Genomic DNA, 21,111 nt, shown 5'->3' with positions numbered 1-21,111 from the left:
GGGTCGGCGGGTCATCGTCGATCTCCTGGCGGGTCGCGGTGGGCGGGGTTGCTCCTACAACGCGCCTTTGCCGCGGAGGTGACGCCACGACCCCTCCGGCACCCCGCCGAGCCGGTGCCACTTCCCGCCGACCCGGCGCCACTTCCCGCCGACCCGGCGCGAACTCCAGCCGGCCGGCCGGGTGCTCAACCCCGCTGGTAGCAGACGACGACGTACGTGCGCTTCTTCGGCCCCGGCGTCGCGGACCAGGCCCAGTCGCGGCCCCGGGTACGTCGCGGGCAGCCGCGTGCGGCCGCCTCGGACAGCTGCCGCTGGGCGGTGCGTCCGCGGACATCGGTGACCCGCAGGGCGCCGGAGTGCTCGTAGCGGTGCGGCTTGGCGCACGAGGTGTAGGCGAGCTTCTTGGTCAGGCACCGGCCCAGGGCGTCGGTGATGCGTCCGGCGCGCTGCACCCGTGACAGCTCCGCGGGCAGCGGCAGCATCTTCTCGCCGGCGCGCAGCGTGATGTCGCAGCGGAACCAGCGGGCTCCGGCCTCCTGCTCGGCGGCGTCGGGGTAGAAGTAGGCGAACTGGACCACGGTGCGCGCGCGCAGCAGCGGGTCGTCCTTGACGACCCCCGAGAAGGACGCCTGGCAGGCCTTCACCGCGGTGCGGTCGAGCCGTTTCGGCGAGCTGTCCCAGTCGAGGCCCTCCGGGAAGGTGCGCACGTCGAGGACCTGTGCGGTGTGGCGGGTGCCGCAGTCGACGGGCTCGGCCGGAGTGGACACGGCCATCAGCTCGTCGTAGGTGAGCTGGTAGCAGGTGCCGACCGCCGGGGCGCCGGCCATCGGGTCCCCAGTCGGCTCGGCAGGCTCGGTCGGGTCGGTCGTGGTGCCCGCGGCGGAGGCCGTGGCGGGAGCCAGCACGAGCAGGGACAGGGAGAGCGCGGCGACGAGCGCGCGGGCAGGGCGGAGCACGACGGACCTTTCGACAGGAGCACAGGACGCCGAGGTCCGGCGCGAGGCGCATCGTAGGACGTGGCCCCCGCCGGCACCGCTTCGCCGACCGGGAGCGCGCCCCGGGAGCGCGCGCGGGCCGGTCGCGGGTCAGTCGGAGGTGGTCAGGGTGCGCTGCAGGGCGGCGAGCCCGCGCGAGGAGTGGCTCTTGACGGTGCCCTCGGAGATGCCGAGCTCCTCGGCGGTCTCGGCGACCGAGAGGCCCAGCCAGTGCCGCAGCACGACCACCTTGCGCTGCTGCGCCGGCAACGCCTGCACGGCGGCGAAGAGCTCGCTGCGCTCCTCCAGGCCCGGGCCGGTCTCGGCGGCCGGCTCGCCCGCCCCGTGCAGCGTCTCGCCGGCCCGCGACGACGGGACCTCGCGGCGCCAGGGCCGCCGGCGCTCGTCGACGTCGGCGCGCACGATGATGCGCCGGGCGTAGGCCTCCTCGCGCCCGTCGCGGTGCAGCCGCGGCCAGGCGACGTACAGCTTGACCAGCGAGGTCTGCACGAGGTCCTCGGCGCGGTGCCAGTCGCCGCAGCACGCGTAGGCCACCCGGCGCAGGTGGGTGCGCCGGGCGGCCACGAAGGCGCTGAACTCGCTGTCGCGGCTCACTGCATGCCCGTGCCGCCCTGGTCGGCGTAGCGCTCGGTGGCCAGCTCGAGGAACGAGTCGAGGTCGTCGCCGGTCTCTGCCGACAGCGGCGTGGCGACGTAGTCGCGCTCGCCCTCGAGCTCGCGGGCCAGCACGAACCAGGTCAGCCCGTCGCGCTCGACCTGGGCCACGGCGGTGCGGGCCGAGGCGGGGGCGAAGGGCGCCGGCAGGTCGGGGTCGCGGCGCTGCTCGAGGATCGTGGTGCCCGCGCCGGCCTCGAGCGTCTCGCCCGGCCCGAAGGTCACCAGGTCGCGGCCGATGGTCTCGACCGTGTCGACGGCGTACGCCTCGAGCCACTCCTCGAAGCTCCACGCCGGCACGGTCGAGCTCTCCTGGGAGTGGCGCGGCTTCTCGCCGTCGGTCCACAGCAGGTAGCGCCACGACCGCTTGCCGTCGGTCTCCTCGATCGCCAGGGCCGTGGAGGAGACGGCCGGCTCGAGGCCCAGCGGGTCCTCGGCGACCTCGGTCACCGTCAGGCCCTCACGCACCACGACCTCGTCGCCGACGTACCCGGCGAGCTGTCCCTTGCCCCACGACGCGGGCGCGTCGGTGGAGTACGACGGCGGCTCGGTCTCGGCGCTGGGCTGGTCACTGGGCCCATCACTGGGCCCATCACTGGGCTCGTCGCTGGGCTCGTCGCTGGGCTGGGCCGACGCGGAGTCGCTCGTCCCGCCGGCGACCAGCTCGTCCCCGCCGCCCGGGGCGCCGGTCTGGGCCAGCACCCCGCCGAGGCCGACGACGGCCAGCACGGCCAGCGCACCGCCCCAGGTCGCGGCGCGGCGGCGCCGCAGCGCCCCGCGCCCGGCGGCGACGACCTCGTCGACCGGCGCGCCAGGGGGCCCGTCGCCGAAGGAGGCGTCGAAGCGGCGGGAGAGGTCGCGCTCGTTGCTCGTGTGCTCGTCCATGCCCTGTCTACGGATCTCGTGGCCGATCGGTTGTCATGGTGCCGCGCCGACCCGGTGATCAGGTGGCGGCGCGCCCGAGGTCGCGCAGGACCCGCCGGTGCACCAGCTCCATGAGCGTCTCGCGCGCGGGCACGTCGGTGAGCAGGTAGGCCCGCCCCAGGAGCCCCGCCGGCGTGAAGGTCACCGTCTGCGCGACCCGGCAGCAGTGCGGGCCCTCCGGCGTGACCAGCGTGCTCAGCCGCACCGTGCCCGGGGCACGCAACGCCGCCTCGAGCAGCAGGTGGTGCCCCTCCTCGACCGGCCCGGCCTCCAGCACCCGCCAGAACCCGGCGGTGTCGCCGGGTCGCAGCACCGGGCGGTCGGGCACCGGCCACCGGCGCCCACGGCCCAGGGTCAACCGGTCGACGGCGCCGCGGAAGACGAACGGCGCGGCGTCGACGTACCACTGCGGGCCGGCGCGGGCCGAGGCCACCAGGGCCCAGGCGTGCTCGGCGTCCAGGCGCACCCGGCTGCTGCGCGTGGTGCTGCCCCAGCTCGTGCGCCGCTCCATCCTCCGGAGCGTACGTCGCCCGGGCACACCCGCCCGGCGGCCCGGGACGCCCGGGGCCGCGCTCCACTAGGCTGGCCGGACCACCCACGCCCGCGACCCAGGAGCCTGCAGTGCCGATCGCAACGCCCGAGAAGTACGCCGAGATGCTGGACGCCGCCAAGGCCGGCGGCTACGCCTTCCCCGCCATCAACGTGTCGTCGTCGCAGACCCTCAACGCCGCCCTCAAGGGCTTCGCCGACGCCGGCTCCGACGGCATCATCCAGGTCTCGACCGGAGGTGCGGAGTACCTCTCCGGGCCGGGCGTGAAGGACATGGTCACCGGCTCGGTCGCCTTCGCGGCCTACGCCGCCGAGGTCGCCAAGGCCTACCCGGTCAACATCGCGCTGCACACCGACCACTGCCCGCAGGACAAGCTCGACGGGTTCGTGCGGCCGCTGCTCGAGATCTCGCGCGAGCGGGTGCAGCGCGGCGAGGCGCCGCTGTTCCAGTCGCACATGTGGGACGGCTCGGCCGTGCCGCTGGAGGAGAACCTCTCCATCGCCGCCGAGCTGCTCGAGCGGTGCATCGAGGCCAAGATCATCCTCGAGATCGAGGTCGGCGTGGTCGGTGGCGAGGAGGACGGCGTCGAGAACGCCATCAACGACAAGCTCTACTCCACCCGCGAGGACGCGATCGCGACCGCCAAGGCCCTGGGCCACGGGGAGCGGGGCTACTACATGACCGCCCTGACCTTCGGCAACGTGCACGGCGTCTACAAGCCCGGCAACGTCAAGCTGCGTCCCAGCGTGCTCAAGGACGCCCAGGAGGCCGTCGTCGGCGAGTTCGGCCTCGAGCCCGGCTCCAAGCCCTTCCACCTGGTCTTCCACGGCGGCTCCGGCTCCAGCGCCGAGGAGATCGCCGAGGCGGTCGACTACGGCGTGGTGAAGATGAACGTCGACACCGACACCCAGTACGCCTTCACCCGTCCCGTCGCCGAGCACATGCTGCGCAACTACGACGGCGTGCTCAAGGTCGACGGCGAGGTCGGCAACAAGAAGCAGTACGACCCGCGGGCGTGGGGCAAGGCGGCCGAGGCCGGGATGGCGGCCCGTGTCGTCGAGGCCTGCGAGAACCTGCGCTCCGCCGGGCGCGCCCTGGCCTGAGGCCCCGGAGGAGGTGGGTGGCACCATGCAGGGCATGGACATCGGACAGGACCTGATGGCAGGACCGCCCCCCACCCACCTCCCCGAGGACCCCGCCCAGGCGCTGCTGGCCGACGGCGGCGACCGCATGGACGTGGCGCGCACCCACCCGGCCTCGCCCTTCGCGTGGGCGGCGCTCGCCGGTGCGGCCGCCGAGGCGCAGGAGGACGCGATCACCGTCTACGCCTACGCCCGCGTCGGCTACCACCGCAGCCTCGACATGCTGCGCCGCAACGGCTGGAAGGGCCACGGCCCGGTCCCGTGGGAGCACGAGCCCAACCGCGGCTTCCTGATGTGCCTGGCCCTGCTCGCGCTCGCCGCGCGCAGCATCGGCGAGAGCGACGAGTGGGAGCGCTGCCGCGACTTCCTGCGCGACTCCAGCCAGACGGCGTACGACGAGCTGGTCGCCGACGCCTGAGGCCACCCGGCCCACGCCCGCGACGCCGGGCCGGCTCGTTCGCACGAGCCGGCTCGGCGTCCGTCGTCAGGGGGTGAGCAGGCTGCGCACCTTCTCGGCGCCCAGCGCGAGGAACAGCGTGGGCAGCCGCGGGCCGCGCTCGGCGTCGACCAGCAGCTGGTAGAGCAGCCGGAAGAACGCCTTCTGGTCGGCCTTCACCTCGTCGGTGGGGGCGTCGTCGAGGCCCAGGCCGCGCGCCAGCTTGGGCACGCCGTAGATCAGCGCGGTCGTCTCGTCGAGCTCGAGGCGGTCGGGCAGCCGGTCGAGGAGGTGGCGCAGCCACCGCTCCTCGTCCTCGTCGAGCGCGGCGAGCCGGGCGGTGTCGGGCTCGGGGCGCACCGTGGTGCGCTCGGTCTCGGGCACGTACTCCGACATCCAGGTCATCGCCCGGCTCAGGCGCGGCTCGAGGTCGGCGACCGAGTCGTGCTCGTGGCCCACGTCGCCGACGATGCGGCTGACCAGCTCGGCGCTGCCGGCGGTCACGTCGGCCACCGACGACAGCAGCCGGAACGGCACCACCACGGCCGGCGTGGGCAGCGTGCCGGCGGCGGCCGTGGCCGAGGCGCGCTCGTAGGCCAGCACCTGGGCGTCGCGCTTGGCCGGGTCGTTCGCCTTGCGGGTCAAGGAGTCCCACTCGTCGTAGAGGCGCACCACCTCGGGGCCGAAGTCGACGTTGAAGGCCTGCTTGGGCTGGCGGCGCACGTAGAGCCAGCGCAGCACCGGCGCCTCGAGGATCTGCAGCGCGTCGGCGGCGGTCGGCACCCCGCCGCGCGAGGACGACATCTTCACCTGGCCGCCGGCCCCCACGAAGGAGTAGCCGACGAACGACGGCGCGCGGGCGCCGTAGACGGCCTTCACGACCTCCTTGCCCACGGTGTACGACGACCCGGGGCTGGCGTGGTCGACCCCGCCCGGCTCGAAGTCGACGCCCTCGACCGACCAGCGCATCGGCCAGTCGACCTTCCAGACCAGCTTGCCCTCGTGGTCGGTGCGCAGGTTGGTGACGCCCTCGAAGCCGCAGGACGTGCAGGAGTAGGCGAGGTCGGCGCTCTCGTCGTCGTAGGCCGTCGCGGTCGTCGTGTCACGTCCGCACTCGCGGCAGTAGGGCTTGTAGGGGAACCGGGCCAGGTGCCCGGCGCGGTCGGGCGCGTCGCCTGCGCCCGTGGCCTCGTCGTCCTCGACGACGGAGTCGGCCAGCGCGGCCGCCTCCTGCTCGGACTCCGCGACCGGGGCGGCCTTGGTGCGGTAGCGGCCCAGGATGGTCTCGATGCGGTCGCGGTGCGCCACGGCCTGCAGCACCTGCTCGACGTAGTCGCCGCGGCGGTAGGCCTCGGTCTGGGAGACCTCCTCCATCTCCACGCCCATCGCGTGGAGGCTGGCGACCAGCGGCTCCTTGAAGTGCTCGGCCCACGACGCGTGGCACTGCCACGGGTCGGGCACCGCGGAGAGCGGGCGGCCGATGTGGTCGGCCCAGGACGGGTCGACGCCGGCGGGCACCTTGCGGAAGCGGTCGTAGTCGTCCCAGCTGTGCAGGTGGCGCACCGGCAGCCCGCGCCGGCGGATCTCCTCGGCCACGAAGTGCACGGTCAGGAACTCGCGCAGGTTGCCCAGGTGGACCGGGCCCGACGGGCTGGCGCCCGAGGCGCAGGTGATGGTGCGGCCCTCCGCGCGGACCGCCTCCTCGCCGCCGGCGTGGCGGATCGCGTCGTCCGCGGCCCGGGTGACCCAGTCGGTGGGGCCGGTGCTGTCGGGCCGGTCGGTACCGCGTGCGTCGCCGCCTCGTGCCATGGGGTGGGGAGCTCCTGCGTCGTGGGTGCTGTGGCGCGGCAACGCTACCGGAGACGTGGCGTCGTGCCGCAGAGAGCGCCGGGGCCGTCCCCTGTGGCAGCCCCGGCGCCTCCTGCACGGTGGTCGGAGCGACGTCATCCCCCGATGTCGTGAGGCTCCGGACCCCGACCGAGGACGGCGGGGCACCGATGGGGACAGTGTGTACTGACCGGTGCCTGCCAGTCGCGGCGTACCTGTCGCTGGCACCAAGTTGCCAGGGCTGCTAGTAGGATGTGTCGATGGTGCGGTCCAGCTACCCCTCGGTGATCAGTGCGCTGGGCTTCTCGCGCAACGCCGACCGCGCCTACCACCGGGTCCTGCCGCAGTCGGGTCGCGAGCTGGTCTGGGTGGCCGCCTCGTTGCTGCAGACCCCCGAGGAGCTGCTGCGCGACCTGGCGCCGCTGCGCGAGCGGGGCATCGTGACCCTGGAGGACTCCCGGCTCTTCGTGGCCTCTCCCGCCGAGGTGGTGGGACGGATGGTCGCCTCGACCGCGGAGTCGGCGGCCGCCGCGCACGCCCGCCTGAGCGCGGTGGCCGAGGCGATCCCCTACCTCAGCGGCAGCAACGCGCGCCCGGGTCCGATCGACGTGCTCGACGTGGAGCCCATCGACGGCGAGATCAGCTCGGGCGGCCAGCCGGTCGAGCTGTTGACCGCGCTGATCCGCGAGAGCCGCGGCGACATGCTCTGGCTGCGCCCCGACCAGTTCCGCAAGCCGCGCGAGGACGCGATGGCCCACCTGGTCCACGAGGCGATCCGCAGCGGGCGCCAGTCGCGGGCGATCTACCCGGTGCGCGCGGTCAGCGAGGTCCCCGACACCCTGCGGCTGCGCTCGGAGGTGGGCGAGCAGATCCGGCTGCTGCCCGACCTGCCGACCCGGATGATCATCATCGGCACCACGCACGTGATCCTGCCCGAGCCGCTGGGCTTCATGGACGAGCCGCGCACCCTGGTGCGCCAGCAGGGCTGGGTCGAGGCGATGACGCTGTGGTTCGAGTCGATGTGGGACCGCGCGGTGCCCCTCGACCTCGACGGCACCCGCGACAGCGTCCCCGACATGCGCGAGTTCCTCCTCGAGCAGCTGGCCTCCGGCGCGCAGGACGAGCAGATCGCCCGCCGCCTCGGCGTCAGCCTGCGCACCGTGCGCCGCCGGGTGGCTGAGCTGCTCGCCGAGCTGGGCGCCGACTCGCGCTTCCAGGCCGGGGTCGAGGCCGCCCGCCGCGGCTGGCTCTGAGGACTCGCTGCCGGCCGCTCAGGAGGGGTGACGTCGCGGCAGCACCATCGAGTACGCCGCCGGCTCGAGGCGCCAGGTGCGGCGCCGCTCCGGGCCGTAGACCTCGCCGTCGGCGGCGCACCAGAACTCCTCGCCCGAGACCGACACCTCGCTGCCGCGCAGGCAGATGACGTCGTCGCGCTCGGGGTGGCGCCCGCGCACCAGCCCGGCGACGTAGCCGAAGCGCGCCACCGGGCCGATGGAGCGCGAGATCATCACGTCGAGGCGGCGGTCCTCGGTGTCGGCGTCGGGCACCAGGTCGGTGCCTCCGCCGACGCTGGAGCCGTTGCCGACCGCGACCATCAGCACCGGCTGGTCGAAGCCCACGACGCTGCGGCCGTCGACCTCGACGTGCAGGCGCACGAACGGGGGCCGGAACGCGGCGAGCGCGGCCCCGACCGGGTAGCCGAGCTTGCCGAGGTTGACCTTCTGGTAGCCGATCGAGCCCAGCCGCTCCTTCCAGCGCGCCCCGCGGCGGCTGGCCTGGGCGCCCGCGCCGACGTGGACGCTGTTGACGACCACCTCGCCCACCTCGTCGACCACCAGGTCGACCGGTCGCGGCTCGCCCGAGAGGACCACGCGGGCCGCCTCCTCGATGTCGAGGGGGATGTCGTTGCCGCGCGCGAAGTCGTTGCCGGTGCCGAGCGGGAGCAGCGCCAGGGTGCGGTCGCTGAGCTCGTTGCGCCGGTGCAGCGCGGAGACGACGGCGTGCAGGCTGCCGTCGCCGCCGGCGACGACGATGCGCCGCGAGCCGGCGCGGTGCAGCACCCCGTTGAGCTCGCCCGGGTCGGAGGTGCCGGCGACCTCGACGGAGGTGCGCGCGCGCAGGACCGCCAGGCCCCGCTCGAGCGTCTGCTCGTCGGCGGTGCCCGCGTCGCTGTTCTTGATGACGAGCAGGGGTTCCATCGCCGGTGACCCTATCCGCCACCCGGGACGGGACGCGGCGAAAGGGCAGCGGGTGGGCCGTTTTGGTAGCGTGACGCCGCAAGAGGCCCCGGTGCGCTTGTGCCGGGGTCCTTCGATTTCTCGAGGAGAGTGAGCGAGCAGATGCCCGCGATCGCCATCATCGGTGCCCAGTGGGGCGACGAGGGCAAGGGGAAGGCCACCGACCTCCTCGGCTCGCGCGTCGACTACGTCGTGAAGTTCAACGGCGGCAACAACGCCGGGCACACGGTCGTCATCGGCGACCAGAAGTACGCCCTGCACCTGCTGCCCAGCGGCATCCTCACCCCCGGCTGCACCCCGGTCATCGGCAACGGCGTCGTGGTCGACCTCAACGTGCTCTTCCAGGAGATCGAGGGCCTCGAGGCCCGCGGCGTCGACACCAGCAAGCTGGTCGTCAGCGCCAGCGCCCACGTCATCGCCGACTACAACCGCACCGTCGACAAGGTGACCGAGCGCTTCCTCGGCTCGCGCCGCCTGGGCACCACCGGGCGCGGCATCGGCCCGACGTACGCCGACAAGATGAACCGCATCGGCATCCGCGTCCAGGACATCTTCGACGAGAAGATCCTGCGCCAGAAGATCGAGGGCGCCCTCGAGCTCAAGGGCCAGGTGCTGACCAAGATCTACAACCGCCGCGCCCCCTCGGTCGACGAGACGCTCGAGGAGCTGCTGCAGTACGCCGACCGCCTGCGCCCGATGGTGGCCGACACCGGGCTGCTGCTCAACCAGGCGCTCGACCGCGGCGAGACCGTGCTGCTCGAGGCCGGCCAGGCCACGCTGCTCGACGTCGACCACGGCACCTACCCCTTCGTCACCTCCTCCTCGGCGACCGCCGGCGGTGCCTGCACCGGCTCGGGCATCCCGCCGATGCGGATGGACCAGGTCATCGGCATCGTCAAGGCCTACACGACCCGCGTCGGCGAGGGTCCGTTCCCCACCGAGCTCTTCGACGAGCTCGGCGCGCACCTGGCCAGCGTCGGCGCCGAGTTCGGCACCACGACCGGTCGCCAGCGCCGCTGCGGCTGGTACGACGCCGTGATCGCGCGCTACGCCGCCCGGGTCAACGGGGTCACCGACTTCGTGCTCACCAAGCTCGACGTGCTCACCGGGCTGGAGCAGGTCCCGGTCTGCGTGGCCTACGACGTCGGCGGGGTCCGCCACGACGAGATGCCGGTCAACCAGACCGACTTCCACCACGCGACCCCGGTCTACGAGTACCTGCCCGGGTGGAGCGAGGACATCAGCGGCGCACGCACCATGGACGACCTGCCGCAGGCGGCGCAGGACTACGTGCGCCGGGTCGAGGAGCTGTCGGGGGCGCGGATCTCCGCGGTCGGCGTCGGTCCGGACCGTGAGGCCACCGTGGTCGTGCACCCGCTGATCTGAGAGCATCAGGGCCCGTGAGCACCCCCTCCGCGACCGTGCCGACCGGCCCCCTGACCGTCCTCGTGATCGGCACCGGTGGCCGAGAGCACGCGCTGTCGCGGGCCCTGGCCCACGACGCGGGCGTCGCGGCGGTGCACTGCGCTCCCGGCAACCCCGGTGTCGCGGCCGTCGCCGAGCTGCACGACGTCGACCCGATGGACGGCGCAGCCGTGGCCGACCTCGCCGAGCGCCTCGGCGCCGACCTGGTGGTCGTGGGCCCCGAGGCGCCGCTGGTGGCCGGCGTCGCCGACGTCGTGCGCGAGCGCGGCATCCCGGTCTTCGGCCCCTCGGCGGCTGCGGCGCAGCTGGAGGGCTCGAAGGCCTTCGCCAAGGACGTGATGGCCGCCGCCGGCGTGCCGACCGCCGCCGCCACCAGCTGCACCACCGCCGAGGAGGTCGCGGCCGCGCTCGACGCCCACGGGGCGCCGTACGTCGTCAAGGACGACGGCCTGGCCGCCGGCAAGGGCGTCGTGGTGACCTCCGACCGTGACGAGGCCGTCGCCCACGCCGCCGGCTGCGAGCGGGTGCTGGTCGAGGAGTTCCTCGACGGCCCCGAGGTCTCGCTCTTCGCGATCTGCGGCTGGGACGACGAGCACGGCGCGGTCGTGCACCCGCTGCAGCCCGCCCAGGACTTCAAGCGGATCCGTGACGGCGACGAGGGCCCCAACACCGGCGGCATGGGCGCCTACACGCCGCTGCCGTGGGCGCCCGAGGGACTCGTCGACGAGGTGCTGGCCACGGTGCTGCGCCCCACCGTCGAGGAGATGGCGCGGCGCGGCACCCCCTTCACCGGCCTGCTGTACGCCGGCCTGGCGCTCACCTCCCGAGGCGTGCGGGTCGTCGAGTTCAACGCCCGCTTCGGCGACCCCGAGACGCAGCCGCTGCTGGCGCTGCTCGACTCCCCGCTCTCGCCGCTGCTGCTCGGCTCGGCCACCGGCACCCTCGCCGACGTGCCCGCTCCGCAGTGGCGCCCCGGCTCGGCCGTGGGCGTGGTGCTCGCCAGCGCCGGCTACCCCGAGTCGTCGTCGAAGGGTGACGTCATCAGCGGCCTGGAGGCCGCCGAGGCGCTGCCCGACGTGCACGTCATCCATGCCGGCACCGCGCTGGTCGATGACCAGGTCGTCACTGCGGGCGGGCGCGTGCTCGCCGTGGTCGCGACGGGCGACTCGCTGGCCGAGGCCCGCGCCGCGGCGTACGACGGCGTCGGGGCGATCTCCTTCGACGGTGCCCAGCACCGCACCGACATCGCGTTGAGGGCCGCCTCGACCGACTGACCCGTCCCAGGCCAACGCCTGCGCCGAGCCCTTTGCAGAGGGGCACACGCGTGCCCCTCTGCAAAGGGCGCGCAGGGCCACTGTCCACAGCCGGCGTCAGGCACGCTGCGCGTCGCCCGACGGTCGCCTAGCGTGACCAGATGCAGCTCCTCACCCAGCGCGCAGCGACCGAGCGCCTGCGCTCCCTGGGTATCGGCCCTCGCCAGGCACGGCAGGTCCTGGACGCCGGGTTGGCCGGAGAGCCCCTGCGCACCAGTGCAGCACTGCTCTTCGACTCCGAGCGCGTGGAGGATCTGATGCGCCGTCCGGTCCTGTCCTGGGCAGAGGTCGACGAGGTGTGTCCGTCGGGGCTCCTCGTGGCCCGTCGGAGCGCGGATCAGCTTCGAGACGCGTGGACGCTTCCGCTGTACGCCCGCCTCGAGATCAGCCGGGTGGCACAAGCCGATGGTCAGCTCCCGATGGTGGCCGCGACGGGTGGTTTCGTGACGGACGGCGCCGGGATCGTCGACACCCACGGGGAGGGGACGGCGCGAGGGCGGCGCGACACCTGCCGCCTCGACCTGGTCGAGCCCACGTCGTGGTTCGAGTCCTTCCGCGGACGGCGGCTGCCGACCGGGCCGGGTCGACCCTGGAGGTTCCACGGGGCAGCCTTCGCGTAGGCCAGGGCCCCGCCGGTCGCGAGGGTGCGAGACACTGTGCCCGTGACCGTGCCGAACGTCCTCGCCACCCGCTACGCCGCCGCCGACCTGGCCCAGATCTGGTCGCCCGAGCACAAGATCGTGCTCGAGCGCGAGCTGTGGGTGGCGGTGCTCAAGGCGCAGCGCGACCTGGGCATCGCGGTGCCCGACGGGGTCGTCGAGGCGTACGAGCGGGTGGTCGCCCAGGGCGTCGACGCCGTCGACCTGGGCTCGATCGCCGCGCGCGAGCGGATCACCCGCCACGACGTGAAGGCGCGCATCGAGGAGTTCTCGGCCCTGGCCGGGCACGAGCAGATCCACAAGGGCATGACCAGCCGCGACCTCACCGAGAACGTCGAGCAGCTGCAGGTCAAGCAGTCGCTCGAGCTGCTGCGCGACCGGGCGGTGGCCACCCTGGCCCGTCTGGGGCGACTGGCCGCCGAGCACGAGACCACCGTGATGGCGGGCCGCTCCCACAACGTCGCCGCGCAGGCCACCACGCTGGGCAAGCGCTTCGCCAGCGTCGCCGACGAGATGCTGGTCAGCCTCGAGCGGGTCGAGGACCTGCTCGGCCGCTACCCGCTGCGCGGCATCAAGGGCCCGATGGGCACCGCGCAGGACATGCTCGACCTCCTCGACGGCGACGAGGACAAGCTCGCCGACCTCGAGCAGCGCGTCGCTGGCCACCTCGGCTTCCAGCGGGTGCTGACCAGCGTGGGCCAGGTCTACCCGCGCAGCCTCGACTTCGACGTGCTCTCCGCGCTCGTCCAGCTCACCGCCGGCCCCTCCAACCTGGCTACCACGATCCGGCTGATGGCGGGGAACGAGATCGTCACCGAGGGGTTCAAGGAGGGCCAGGTCGGCTCCTCGGCGATGCCGCACAAGATGAACACGCGTTCCTGCGAGCGCGTCAACGGCCTGGCCGTCGTCACCCGCGGCTACCTCTCGATGGTCGGCGAGCTCGCCGGCGACCAGTGGAACGAGGGCGACGTCTCCTGCTCCGTGGTCCGCCGGGTGGCGCTGCCCGACGCGTTCTTCGCCGTCGACGGGCTCTTCCAGACCTTCCTGACCGTGCTCGACGAGTTCGGCGCCTTCCCCGCGGTGATCCAGCGCGAGCTCGACCGCTACCTGCCCTTCCTGGCCACCACCAAGGTGCTGATGGCCGCGGTGCGCAACGGGGTGGGCCGCGAGAGCGCCCACGAGGCCATCAAGGAGGCGGCGGTGGGCACGGCGCTGGCGATGCGCCAGGGCCAGGCCGACAACGACGTCTTCGCCAAGCTCGGCGCCGACGAGCGGCTCGGGCTCACCGAGGCGCAGCTCGAGAGCCTGGTCGCCGAGCCGATCGCCTTCACCGGCGCCGCGGTCGCCCAGACCCAGGCCGTCGTACGCCGCGTGGCCGCGCTCGCCGAGCAGCACCCGGCCGCGGCGGCGTACGCACCCGGCGCGATCCTCTGACCGTCGTCCGCTCCTGACGCGGCCCTGAGGCCGGCCTCACCCCCGCGTCAGGAATGGGCGCCGCGGGGCGCGGGGTTGGGACGGGGTACGCACCACCTGCCTCGCAGAAGGAGCAACCCCATGAGCAAGATCCTCTTCGTCGTCACCGGCGCCCGCCACTGGACCCTCAAGGACGGCACCCAGCACCCCACCGGCTACTGGGCCGAGGAGCTCGTCGCGCCCTTCCAGGTCTTCACCGGCGCCGGCCACCAGGTCGTCGTCGCCACCCCGGGCGGCGTGCCGCCGGTCGTCGACGAGGGCAGCCTGGCCGCGGAGGCCAACGGCGGCCAGGAGAACGCCGACGCGCTGCGCCAGGCGATCGACGACATCGAGCAGCTGCGCTCCCCGGAGTCGCTCGAGCTGGTCGACCCGACCGCCTACGACGCGGTCTTCTACCCCGGCGGCCACGGCCCGATGGAGGACCTCTCCGGCGACGCCGACTCCGCGCGCCTGCTGGTGCAAACCCTCGAGTCGGGCAAGCCCCTGGGCATCGTGTGCCACGCCCCGGCCGCGCTGCTGGCCACCGAGGGCGAGGGCGGCTCGCCGTTCTCCGGCTACCGGCTCACCGGCTTCACCAACGCCGAGGAGACCCAGGCCGGGCTCGCCGACGGCGCGCCCTGGCTGCTGCAGGACCGCCTCGTCGCCCTGGGTGCCGACTTCGAGGAGGCCGAGCCGTGGAGCGAGAACGTCGTCGTGGATCGCTCGCTCTTCACCGGCCAGAACCCCGCCTCCTCGGGCCCGCTGGCGCGCCGGATGCTCGAGGCCATCGGCTCCTGAGCCGACCCGCACCTGAGCGCCCGGACGCGCCGGTCGCGAGGCTCACGCCTCGCGGCCGGCGCGTTCGTCGCGCAGGGCCACGACGGCTGCGACCAGCGCCAGCGCCACCAGCGCGGCCGAGGTCAGGAACGCTGTGCGCAGCCCAGCCTCCGGCCCCCACAGCCCCAGCGCCACCGTGTAGGCGGTGACCCCGAGCGCCGAGCCGACGGCCGAGCCGATGCGCTGACCGGTCTGCAGCGCCCCGCCCGCCGCGCCGCCCATCCGCGGTGGCACCTGGTCGAGGGTCAGGGTGAAGTTGGGCGAGATCACCGCGCCGCCGCCGAGGCCGCCGACGAAGAGCAGCGGCGGCAGCAGCGCCCACAAGGCCCCACCCTCGCGGCCCGGCACCAGCACCGCCATCGCCAGGACCGCCGCGACCACCGTCACCAGCGCGCCGACGCTGAGCTGGCGGCCCACCGTGGTGACCACCCGCCCGGCCAGCGGCGCCGAGATCGCCGAGCCGACCGCGAAGCCGGTCAGCAGCAGCCCGGCCGTCAGCGGAGCGAGGCCCATCTCGGTCTGCAGGTGGACCGAGAGCACCAGCACCAGCCCGGTGAACCCGGTGAAGTAGAGGGTGCCGACCGCGATGCCGTTGGCGAAGCCGGGGGTACGGCGCAGCAGCGCGACGTCGAGCAGCGGCGCGCCGCCGCGGCGTACGACGCGGTGCTCCCAGCGCACGAAGACCGCGATGACCACCGGCACCAGCGGGAGCCCCAGCAGCCACAGGTAGTTGCCGCTCTCGGCCCGGACCACCGGGTAGAGCAGCAGCAGGACCGCCACGCCCAGCAGCACCGAGCCGAGCGGGTCCAGGCGCGGGCGGGCCTCGCCGGCCTCGCGCGGGTGGGTGTGCGGCACCAGCCGCAGCACCGCCACCAGCGCCGCCAGCCCGATCGGCACGTTGACCAGGAAGATCCAGCGCCAGCCGTCCTCCTCGCCGAAGAGCGAGATGATCAGCCCGCCCAGCACGGGGCCGAGGGCCGCGGAGACCGAGACCGTCAGTCCGAAGATCCCGAAGGCGCGTCCCCGCTCGCGGCCCGAGAAGAGCTCCTGGATCAGCCCCGAGTTCTGCGGGGTCAGCAGGCCCGCGGCCGCGCCCTGCAGCAGCCGCGCCAGGATCACCAGCTCGACGTTGGGCGCCAGCCCGACCGCTGCGCTGGTGAGCACGAAGAGGCCCAGCCCGACCAGGAGCAGCAGCCGGCGCCCGTAGGCGTCACCGAGCCGGCCTCCGGTCACCAGCACCAGCCCGAAGCTCAGCGCGTAGCCCGAGACCACCCACTGCACGGTGCCGGTGGAGGTGTCGAGGCCCTCCTGGATCGAGGGGATCGCCACGTTGACGATCGTGACGTCGAGCAGCGCCATGAACCCGACGACCAGCGAGACCGCGAAGATCCGCCAGCGCCGGGGGTCGGGCTCGTCGCCGCCGTCGCCACCCGACCAGGGCGCGAGGGCGTCCGCCGCGCGCGGGGACTCCTGGTGCTCGACCATGCCCTCCAGCCTGACCTACCACCCCAGACCCCGGGGGGTGGGCCGGCCCGGGATGATGGCCGGGGTCCCACCGGGTTCCCGGTCCAGGACATGCCCATCCAGGACCCGGAGGACCCGCCGTGCTCGACGCCCCCGTGCGCCGCGTCATCGCGCCCGGCCTCGACGCCGCCGCGGCCGGCCTCGACCGGCTGGGGGTGCGCCCGCTGGCCGTGACAGGTCTCGGCTGGCTGGTCGGCATCGCCGCCTGCGTCGCCGTGGCCACCTCGCACTGGTCGACCGCGCTGGTGCTGTGGTTGGCCAACCGGGCCCTCGACGGCCTCGACGGGCCGCTGGCACGTCGCCACGGCGCCACCGACCTGGGCGGCTTCCTCGACCTGCTCGCCGACTTCAGCGTGTACGGCGGCTTCGTGCTCGCGGTGGGCGTCGCGGTGCCGGAGGCACGCCTGGCCTGCCTGGTGCTGCTGCTGACCTACTACGTCTCCGGGACCGCGTTCCTGACCCTGGCGCCGCTGCTGGAGAAGCGTGGAGCCCGCGGGGACGGCCGCTCGGTGCTCTTCGTGGGCGGACTGGCCGAGGGCACCGAGACGGTGCTGGCCTACGCCGTGCTGTGCCTGCTGCCGGCCCACGCCGAGACCGTGCTGTGGGTCTTCGCCGCCATGGTCGCCCTCACCGCGCTGCAGCGCATCGGGCTGGGTGTCCGGAGCCTGGGCATCCGGGCTCCGCGTCCGCTCCGAACCACCTCCGAGACGCTTCCCGAGGAGACCCCGTGACCCGCCCCGCCGGCCGCCCAGGCCGACCCCTGCTGCTGACGGCTGCCCTGGCGGTCACGGCCCTGGTGGCCTCCGCGTGCGGCGGCGAGCCCGACGAGGCCGCCGCGGTCGACGCCTCCGACTGGGACGCCGTGCTCGCCGAGGCACAGGGCCAGAGCGTCGACTGGTACATGTACGGCGGCGACCAGCGGCTCAACGACTTCGTCAACGGCGAGGTCGCCGACCGGCTCGCCGAGCTCGGGGTCAGCCTCAACCAGGTCAAGATCACCGACACCGCCGAGGCGGTCAACAAGGTGCTCGGCGAGCAGCAGGCCGGGCGCACCTCGGGCGGCTCGGTCGACGCGATCTGGGTCAACGGCGAGAACTTCGCCACCGGGGTGCAGGCCGACCTGTGGGCCTGCGGCTGGACCGCCGACCTGCCCAACGCGAAGCACGTCGACCTCGACGACCCGGCCGTGGCCACCGACTTCGGGGTGCCGGTCGAGGGCTGCGAGGCCGCCTGGCAGCAGGCCAGCTCGGCGCTGGTCTACGACAGCGCGGTGCTGGACGCGGCCGACGTGGAGTCGGTCGAGTCGCTGCTGGCCTGGACCGCGAGCGAGCCGGGGCGCTTCACCCACCCCGCCCCGCCCGACTTCACCGGCTCGATGGCGGTGCGCACCTTCCTCTACGACGCCCTCGGCGCCGAGGCCGTCACGGCGGCGGCCGAGGCCGGCGGCCTCGACGACGACGTCTACGAGCAGGCCCGCGACGAGACCTTCGACCGGCTGCTCGACGCCGCCGACGGCTTCTGGCGCGGCGGCGAGACCTACCCGGTGAGCCAGGAGGAGGTCGAGAAGCTCTACGCCGACGGCGAGATCAGCGCCTTCCTCACCTACGGCCCCGGCGCGGTGAGCAGCCTCGTCGAGGACGGCGTCTTCCCCGGCAGCACCCGCGAGACGGTGCTCTCGGTCGGCAACATCTCCAACGTCAGCTTCCTCGGGGTGCCCGCCAACGCCGAGGACCGTGCCGGCGCGATGGTCCTGGCCGACGTGCTCCAGGACCCCGAGGTCCAGCTCGGGCTCTACGAGGCCACCGGCATCTTCCCGGTCATCGACCTCGACACCGTCGAGCCCGCCCTCGCCGAGCGCTTCGCCGCCGTCGACGCCGGGCCCTCGGTGCTGAGCCCCGAGGAGCTCACCGCCGACGCGCTGCCCGAGCTCGACAGCGCCACCCTGGCCCGGATCGAGGACGACTGGAGGGCACGGGTCCTGCGGGGCGAGGGATGAGCCCGCGCCTGCGCATCGCCCTGCTCCTGGCTCCCGCGCTGCTGGTCGTCGGGGTCTTCGTCGTCGGCGGGGTGCTGCAGGCGGTGCTGCAGAGCCTCGGCTTCGCCCCCGTGGTGGGGGAGTCGCAGTGGTCGCTCGACGCCTACCGCCGCGTGCTCGCCGACCCCGCGGTGCACGCCTCGCTGCTGCTCACCGCCCGCGTCTCCCTGATCTCCACCGCTGCCGCCGCCGTGCTCGGCACCGCCCTGGCCCTGCTCGTACGCCGCCTGGGCGGGCGCCGCCGCCTCGCGGTGCTGTTCCACGGCACGCTGGCCGTGCCCCACCTGGTGGGGGCGCTGGCGATCGGCCTGCTGCTGGCCCCCTCCGGCCTGCTCTCGCGCGCGGCGTACCGGCTCGGCCTGGTGGACTCGGTGCAGGACGTGCCGGCGCTGACCCAGGACGCCTTCGGCTGGGGGATCATCGCGGAGTACACGTGGAAGGAGACCTTCTTCGTGGCCGTCGTGGCGCTGGCCGCGCTGGGCCGCCGGGTCGGCGACCTCGAGGACGTCGCCGCGACGCTGGGCGCCTCGCGCTGGCAGCGCCTGCGCGAGGTGACGCTCCCGGTGCTGGCCCCGCCGGTCGCGGCCGCGTCGGTGCTGGTGCTGGCCTTCGTGACCGCCTCCTACGAGGTGCCCCGGCTGCTGGGGCGGCCCTACCCGACGACGCTGTCGGTGGAGGCCTTCCAGCGCTACCGCGACATCGACCTGACCTCGCGGCCCGAGGCGATGGCCCTGGCCGTGCTGATCGCGCTGCTGACCACGCTGGCGGCGCTGGCCTACCTGCGGCTCGTCGGCGGCCTGGCGAGGCGGTCGCTGTGAAGCGCAGTCCCTGGCGCGGCGCGGCGGTCGCCGTCGTCGCGGTGGTCACCGTGCTGCCGATGGTGCCGGTCGTGCTGTGGGCCGTCGCCGGCGCCTGGCGCTACCCCGCCCTGCTGCCGCCCGAGCTGAGCGCCCGCGGGCTGCGCCTGCTGCTCGGCGACGGCGTCCTGGCGGCCCTGGGCACGTCCGTGCTGGTCTCCACCAGCGTGGCCCTGCTGGCCTGCCTGGTGGGCCTGCCGGCCGGGCGGGCGCTGGGCCTGCACCGCTTCCGCGGGCGCCGGTTGGTGCAGTTCCTGCTGCTGGCCCCGATCATCGTGCCGCCGCTGGCGGTCACCCTGGGCCTGCAGGTCTTCTTCATCCGCTACGGGCTCGCCGACACCGTCGCCGGGGTGGTGCTGGTCCAGCTGGTGCCGACCGTGCCCTACGCCGCCAGCCTGCTCGCCGCCGCCCACGCCGACCTCGACACCGACCACGAGCAGGCGGCCCGGGTGCTGGGCGCCGGCCCGGTGGCGACCCTGCGCCACGTGAGCCTGCCGCTGCTGCGCCCGGCGCTGGTGACCGCCTTCCTGCTGACCTTCCTCATCTCCTGGAGCGAGTACGTGCTGACCCTCCTCGTCGGCGGCGGCCGGGTCACGACCCTGCCGCTGCTGCTCTTCTCGGCCATCGAGTCCTCCGACCGCACCGCGGCCGCCGCGCTCGGCCTGCTGGTGGTGGCGCCGCCGGTGCTGCTGGTGCTCGCGGTGACCCGGGTCGCCGGGCGCGACGTCGCCTGGATGGGGGTCTCCCGTGCGTAGGCGCCGGCACGACCACCACCACGACCACGAGCGCGACGCCGCCGACCGGCCGGCCTCCGGGCCGGCCGCCCGGGTGGCGGTGCGCGACCTGGTGGTCCGCTTCGGGCCCACCACGGCCGTCGACGGGCTCGACCTCGACCTCGAGCCCGGCAGCTTCACCGCGCTGCTCGGCCCCTCGGGCTGCGGCAAGAGCACCACGCTCGCCGTCCTCGCGGGCCTGCAGCGGCCCGACGCCGGCAGCGTGCGCATCGACGACGTCGACGTGCTCGCCACCCCGCCCGAGCGCCGCCCGGTCGGTCTGGTGCTGCAGAAGCCGCTGCTCTTCCCGCACCTCGACGTGGCCCGCAACGTCGGCTTCGGCCTGCGGATGGCCGGTGCGTCCCGCGCCCACGAGCGGGCCGAGGTGCGCGACATGCTGCGCCGGGTGCGCCTCGACGACCTCGGCGCCCGCCGCCCGCACGAGCTCTCCGGCGGGCAGGAGCAGCGGGTCTCGCTGGCCCGCGCGCTGCTGCGCCGCCCGCGGGTGCTGCTGCTCGACGAGCCGTTCAGCCAGCTCGACCCCGAGCTGCGCGGCGACATGCGCGGGCTGGTGCGGCGCCTGCACGACGAGCTCGGGGTGACCACCCTCTTCGTGACCCACGACCGCGACGAGGCCGTCGACGTCGCCGACCGGGTCGTCGTCCTCGACCGGGGGCGCGTCGTCGGCGCCGGCACGCCCGAGGAGGTCTACACCCGCCCCGACACCCTGGCCACCGCGCGCTACTTCGGCCCCGTCAACGAGCTGCCCGGCGAGGTGGCGGGCGGCCGCTTCACCAGCCGCGACGGCACGCTGGTGGTGCCCACCGGCGCCCCGACCGGCCCGGCGGTGCTCGTCGTCCGCCCCGAGACGCTCGCCCTGGCCGGCGACGCCGCGCCGGCGGCGTACGACGTGGGGGTCGCGGTCAAGGAGGTCCGCTTCGCCGGCACCCACCTGGTGGTCGAGACGGCGCTGGCCGACGGCACCCCCCTGCGTGCCCACCTGCCGGTCGGCTCGGCGGTGGCCCCCGGAGCCGCGGCCCGGCTGGTGCTGGCGCCGGAGCGCTGCCACGTGCTGGAGGGGGAGCGGTGAGCCGCGGCGTGCTGCTCAAGGCCGGCGTGCTGCTGGCGCTGGTGGTCGCCGCGGTGGTGCTGCAGCTGAGCGTGGGCCTGCCCAGCCAGGCCGAGCTGCGCTCGACCCTCGACGGGCTCGGCGGGTGGGCGGTGCCGGCGTTCGTGGCGGCCTACGCCGCCATCAGCCTGCTGCCGGCCGGTCCGACCGCGGTGATGACGGTGCTCGGCGGCCTGCTGCTGGGCTTCGGCACCGGCCTGGTCGCCGTGCTCGGTGCCGCGGTGGTCGGCGCCGTCGCCGCGTTCTCGCTGAGCCGGGTGCTGGGCCGTGACGCCGTGCGCGGTCTGACCGGGCAGCGCTTCGCCAGCCTCGACGAGCGCGTGCGCGACAACGGCTTCGCGAC

At 74.4% G+C, this 21,111-nt stretch carries 20 protein-coding genes; 13 read left to right on the top strand and 7 right to left on the bottom strand.

What is annotated here, in order from left to right:
- Nucleotides 1–185: 185 nt before the first annotated feature.
- The 4 genes from ABKW28_RS05350 to ABKW28_RS05335 all read right to left on the bottom strand — a co-directional run bounded on the left by ABKW28_RS05350 (nucleotide 186) and on the right by ABKW28_RS05335 (nucleotide 3,083).
- Complete coding sequence (locus ABKW28_RS05350) at nucleotides 186–956, bottom strand: septum formation family protein (protein ID WP_348606998.1); 771 nt, start codon at nucleotides 954–956, stop codon at nucleotides 186–188.
- Nucleotides 957–1,085: 129 nt separating this feature from the next.
- Entirely contained in the window at nucleotides 1,086–1,589 is a 504-nt protein-coding gene (locus ABKW28_RS05345) for a SigE family RNA polymerase sigma factor (protein ID WP_193668263.1), read from the bottom strand.
- Complete coding sequence (locus ABKW28_RS05340) at nucleotides 1,586–2,533, bottom strand: PT domain-containing protein (RefSeq protein ID WP_348606995.1); 948 nt, start codon at nucleotides 2,531–2,533, stop codon at nucleotides 1,586–1,588. Before ABKW28_RS05340 ends, ABKW28_RS05345 begins: the two co-directional genes overlap by 4 nt.
- Before the next feature lie 58 nt (nucleotides 2,534–2,591).
- Entirely contained in the window at nucleotides 2,592–3,083 is a 492-nt protein-coding gene (locus ABKW28_RS05335) for a DUF2867 domain-containing protein (protein ID WP_348606992.1), read from the bottom strand.
- A 110-nt stretch (nucleotides 3,084–3,193) separates the two neighbouring features.
- Between ABKW28_RS05335 and fbaA the strand changes: the two genes are divergently transcribed.
- The gene (gene fbaA, locus ABKW28_RS05330; RefSeq protein ID WP_193668257.1) at nucleotides 3,194–4,225 is read left to right on the top strand and encodes a class II fructose-bisphosphate aldolase; all 1,032 of its coding nucleotides are present in this window, start codon (nucleotides 3,194–3,196) and stop codon (nucleotides 4,223–4,225) included.
- A 34-nt stretch (nucleotides 4,226–4,259) separates the two neighbouring features.
- Complete coding sequence (locus ABKW28_RS05325) at nucleotides 4,260–4,682, top strand: DUF3151 domain-containing protein (RefSeq protein WP_348606989.1); 423 nt, start codon at nucleotides 4,260–4,262, stop codon at nucleotides 4,680–4,682.
- A gap of 66 nt (nucleotides 4,683–4,748) precedes the next feature.
- Here the strand turns inward: ABKW28_RS05325 and lysS are convergent, their stop codons facing one another.
- Complete coding sequence (lysS, locus tag ABKW28_RS05320; protein ID WP_348606986.1) at nucleotides 4,749–6,509, bottom strand: lysine--tRNA ligase; 1,761 nt, start codon at nucleotides 6,507–6,509, stop codon at nucleotides 4,749–4,751.
- A 278-nt stretch (nucleotides 6,510–6,787) separates the two neighbouring features.
- Here lysS and ABKW28_RS05315 point away from each other — a divergent pair, with 278 nt between their 5' ends.
- On the top strand, nucleotides 6,788–7,780 hold the full coding sequence (locus tag ABKW28_RS05315) for a helix-turn-helix transcriptional regulator (protein WP_193668253.1): 993 nt from the start codon (nucleotides 6,788–6,790) through the stop codon (nucleotides 7,778–7,780).
- Nucleotides 7,781–7,798: 18 nt separating this feature from the next.
- Here the strand turns inward: ABKW28_RS05315 and ABKW28_RS05310 are convergent, their stop codons facing one another.
- Nucleotides 7,799–8,725, bottom strand: coding sequence for a diacylglycerol kinase family protein (locus ABKW28_RS05310; protein ID WP_348606983.1), 927 nt, complete (start codon nucleotides 8,723–8,725; stop codon nucleotides 7,799–7,801).
- A gap of 141 nt (nucleotides 8,726–8,866) precedes the next feature.
- On the opposite strand from ABKW28_RS05310, the gene ABKW28_RS05305 reads away from it, so the two are divergent.
- The 5 genes from ABKW28_RS05305 (at nucleotide 8,867) to ABKW28_RS05285 (ending at nucleotide 14,411) form a co-directional block, all read left to right on the top strand.
- Nucleotides 8,867–10,150 carry an adenylosuccinate synthase gene (locus tag ABKW28_RS05305; RefSeq protein WP_193668426.1) on the top strand — a complete coding sequence of 428 codons (1,284 nt, stop codon included), beginning with the start codon at nucleotides 8,867–8,869 and terminating at the stop codon, nucleotides 10,148–10,150.
- A gap of 50 nt (nucleotides 10,151–10,200) precedes the next feature.
- Nucleotides 10,201–11,463, top strand: coding sequence for a phosphoribosylamine--glycine ligase (gene purD, locus ABKW28_RS05300; RefSeq protein ID WP_348607004.1), 1,263 nt, complete (start codon nucleotides 10,201–10,203; stop codon nucleotides 11,461–11,463).
- A 140-nt stretch (nucleotides 11,464–11,603) separates the two neighbouring features.
- A complete protein-coding gene (locus tag ABKW28_RS05295) occupies nucleotides 11,604–12,122 on the top strand; it encodes a hypothetical protein (protein WP_348606980.1) in 519 nt (172 codons plus the stop codon).
- A 42-nt stretch (nucleotides 12,123–12,164) separates the two neighbouring features.
- On the top strand, nucleotides 12,165–13,595 hold the full coding sequence (gene purB / locus ABKW28_RS05290) for an adenylosuccinate lyase (RefSeq protein WP_193668247.1): 1,431 nt from the start codon (nucleotides 12,165–12,167) through the stop codon (nucleotides 13,593–13,595).
- A 120-nt stretch (nucleotides 13,596–13,715) separates the two neighbouring features.
- Nucleotides 13,716–14,411: a type 1 glutamine amidotransferase domain-containing protein gene (locus ABKW28_RS05285; RefSeq protein ID WP_348606977.1), complete on the top strand. Its 696-nt coding sequence runs from the start codon at nucleotides 13,716–13,718 to the stop codon at nucleotides 14,409–14,411.
- Between the two features lie 42 nt (nucleotides 14,412–14,453).
- Here ABKW28_RS05285 and ABKW28_RS05280 read toward each other — a convergent pair whose 3' ends face one another.
- Complete coding sequence (locus tag ABKW28_RS05280; protein WP_348606974.1) at nucleotides 14,454–15,935, bottom strand: MFS transporter; 1,482 nt, start codon at nucleotides 15,933–15,935, stop codon at nucleotides 14,454–14,456.
- Between the two features lie 119 nt (nucleotides 15,936–16,054).
- Between ABKW28_RS05280 and ABKW28_RS05275 the strand changes: the two genes are divergently transcribed.
- Genes ABKW28_RS05275 through ABKW28_RS05255 form a run of 5 tightly spaced genes read left to right on the top strand, consistent with a single transcriptional unit; the run spans nucleotide 16,055 to nucleotide 20,729 of the window.
- Complete coding sequence (locus ABKW28_RS05275) at nucleotides 16,055–16,705, top strand: CDP-alcohol phosphatidyltransferase family protein (RefSeq protein ID WP_348606971.1); 651 nt, start codon at nucleotides 16,055–16,057, stop codon at nucleotides 16,703–16,705.
- Complete coding sequence (locus tag ABKW28_RS05270) at nucleotides 16,702–17,970, top strand: ABC transporter substrate-binding protein (protein WP_348606968.1); 1,269 nt, start codon at nucleotides 16,702–16,704, stop codon at nucleotides 17,968–17,970. Before ABKW28_RS05275 ends, ABKW28_RS05270 begins: the two co-directional genes overlap by 4 nt.
- Nucleotides 17,967–18,827, top strand: a complete 861-nt coding sequence (locus tag ABKW28_RS05265; RefSeq protein ID WP_348606965.1) for an ABC transporter permease subunit — start codon at nucleotides 17,967–17,969, stop codon at nucleotides 18,825–18,827. The genes ABKW28_RS05270 and ABKW28_RS05265 overlap by 4 nt, the downstream gene beginning before the upstream one ends.
- A complete protein-coding gene (locus ABKW28_RS05260) occupies nucleotides 18,824–19,621 on the top strand; it encodes an ABC transporter permease subunit (protein ID WP_193668236.1) in 798 nt (265 codons plus the stop codon). The genes ABKW28_RS05265 and ABKW28_RS05260 overlap by 4 nt, the downstream gene beginning before the upstream one ends.
- Nucleotides 19,614–20,729, top strand: coding sequence for an ABC transporter ATP-binding protein (locus ABKW28_RS05255; RefSeq protein ID WP_348606962.1), 1,116 nt, complete (start codon nucleotides 19,614–19,616; stop codon nucleotides 20,727–20,729). The genes ABKW28_RS05260 and ABKW28_RS05255 overlap by 8 nt, the downstream gene beginning before the upstream one ends.
- Nucleotides 20,730–21,111 lie beyond the last annotated feature (382 nt).

It is taken from the genome of Nocardioides sp. 31GB23, assembly GCF_040012395.1.
GTDB classification, from domain to species: Bacteria; Actinomycetota; Actinomycetes; order Propionibacteriales; family Nocardioidaceae; genus Nocardioides; species Nocardioides salarius.
This window is presented reverse-complemented; position numbering and strand designations above follow the sequence as displayed.

What these genes read in the sequence shown, in the direction of transcription:
- ABKW28_RS05340 (WP_348606995.1), bottom strand. Translation starts at nt 2,533, where the DNA reads ATGGACGAGCACACGAGCAACGAGCGCGACCTCTCCCGCCGCTTCGAC.
- ABKW28_RS05335 (WP_348606992.1), bottom strand. Translation starts at nt 3,083, where the DNA reads ATGGAGCGGCGCACGAGCTGGGGCAGCACCACGCGCAGCAGCCGGGTG.
- ABKW28_RS05325 (WP_348606989.1), top strand. Translation starts at nt 4,260, where the DNA reads ATGGACATCGGACAGGACCTGATGGCAGGACCGCCCCCCACCCACCTC.
- lysS (WP_348606986.1), bottom strand. Translation starts at nt 6,509, where the DNA reads ATGGCACGAGGCGGCGACGCACGCGGTACCGACCGGCCCGACAGCACC.
- ABKW28_RS05315 (WP_193668253.1), top strand. Translation starts at nt 6,788, where the DNA reads ATGGTGCGGTCCAGCTACCCCTCGGTGATCAGTGCGCTGGGCTTCTCG.
- ABKW28_RS05310 (WP_348606983.1), bottom strand. Translation starts at nt 8,725, where the DNA reads ATGGAACCCCTGCTCGTCATCAAGAACAGCGACGCGGGCACCGCCGAC.
- ABKW28_RS05305 (WP_193668426.1), top strand. Translation starts at nt 8,867, where the DNA reads ATGCCCGCGATCGCCATCATCGGTGCCCAGTGGGGCGACGAGGGCAAG.
- ABKW28_RS05295 (WP_348606980.1), top strand. Translation starts at nt 11,604, where the DNA reads ATGCAGCTCCTCACCCAGCGCGCAGCGACCGAGCGCCTGCGCTCCCTG.
- ABKW28_RS05285 (WP_348606977.1), top strand. Translation starts at nt 13,716, where the DNA reads ATGAGCAAGATCCTCTTCGTCGTCACCGGCGCCCGCCACTGGACCCTC.
- ABKW28_RS05280 (WP_348606974.1), bottom strand. Translation starts at nt 15,935, where the DNA reads ATGGTCGAGCACCAGGAGTCCCCGCGCGCGGCGGACGCCCTCGCGCCC.
- ABKW28_RS05265 (WP_348606965.1), top strand. Translation starts at nt 17,967, where the DNA reads ATGAGCCCGCGCCTGCGCATCGCCCTGCTCCTGGCTCCCGCGCTGCTG.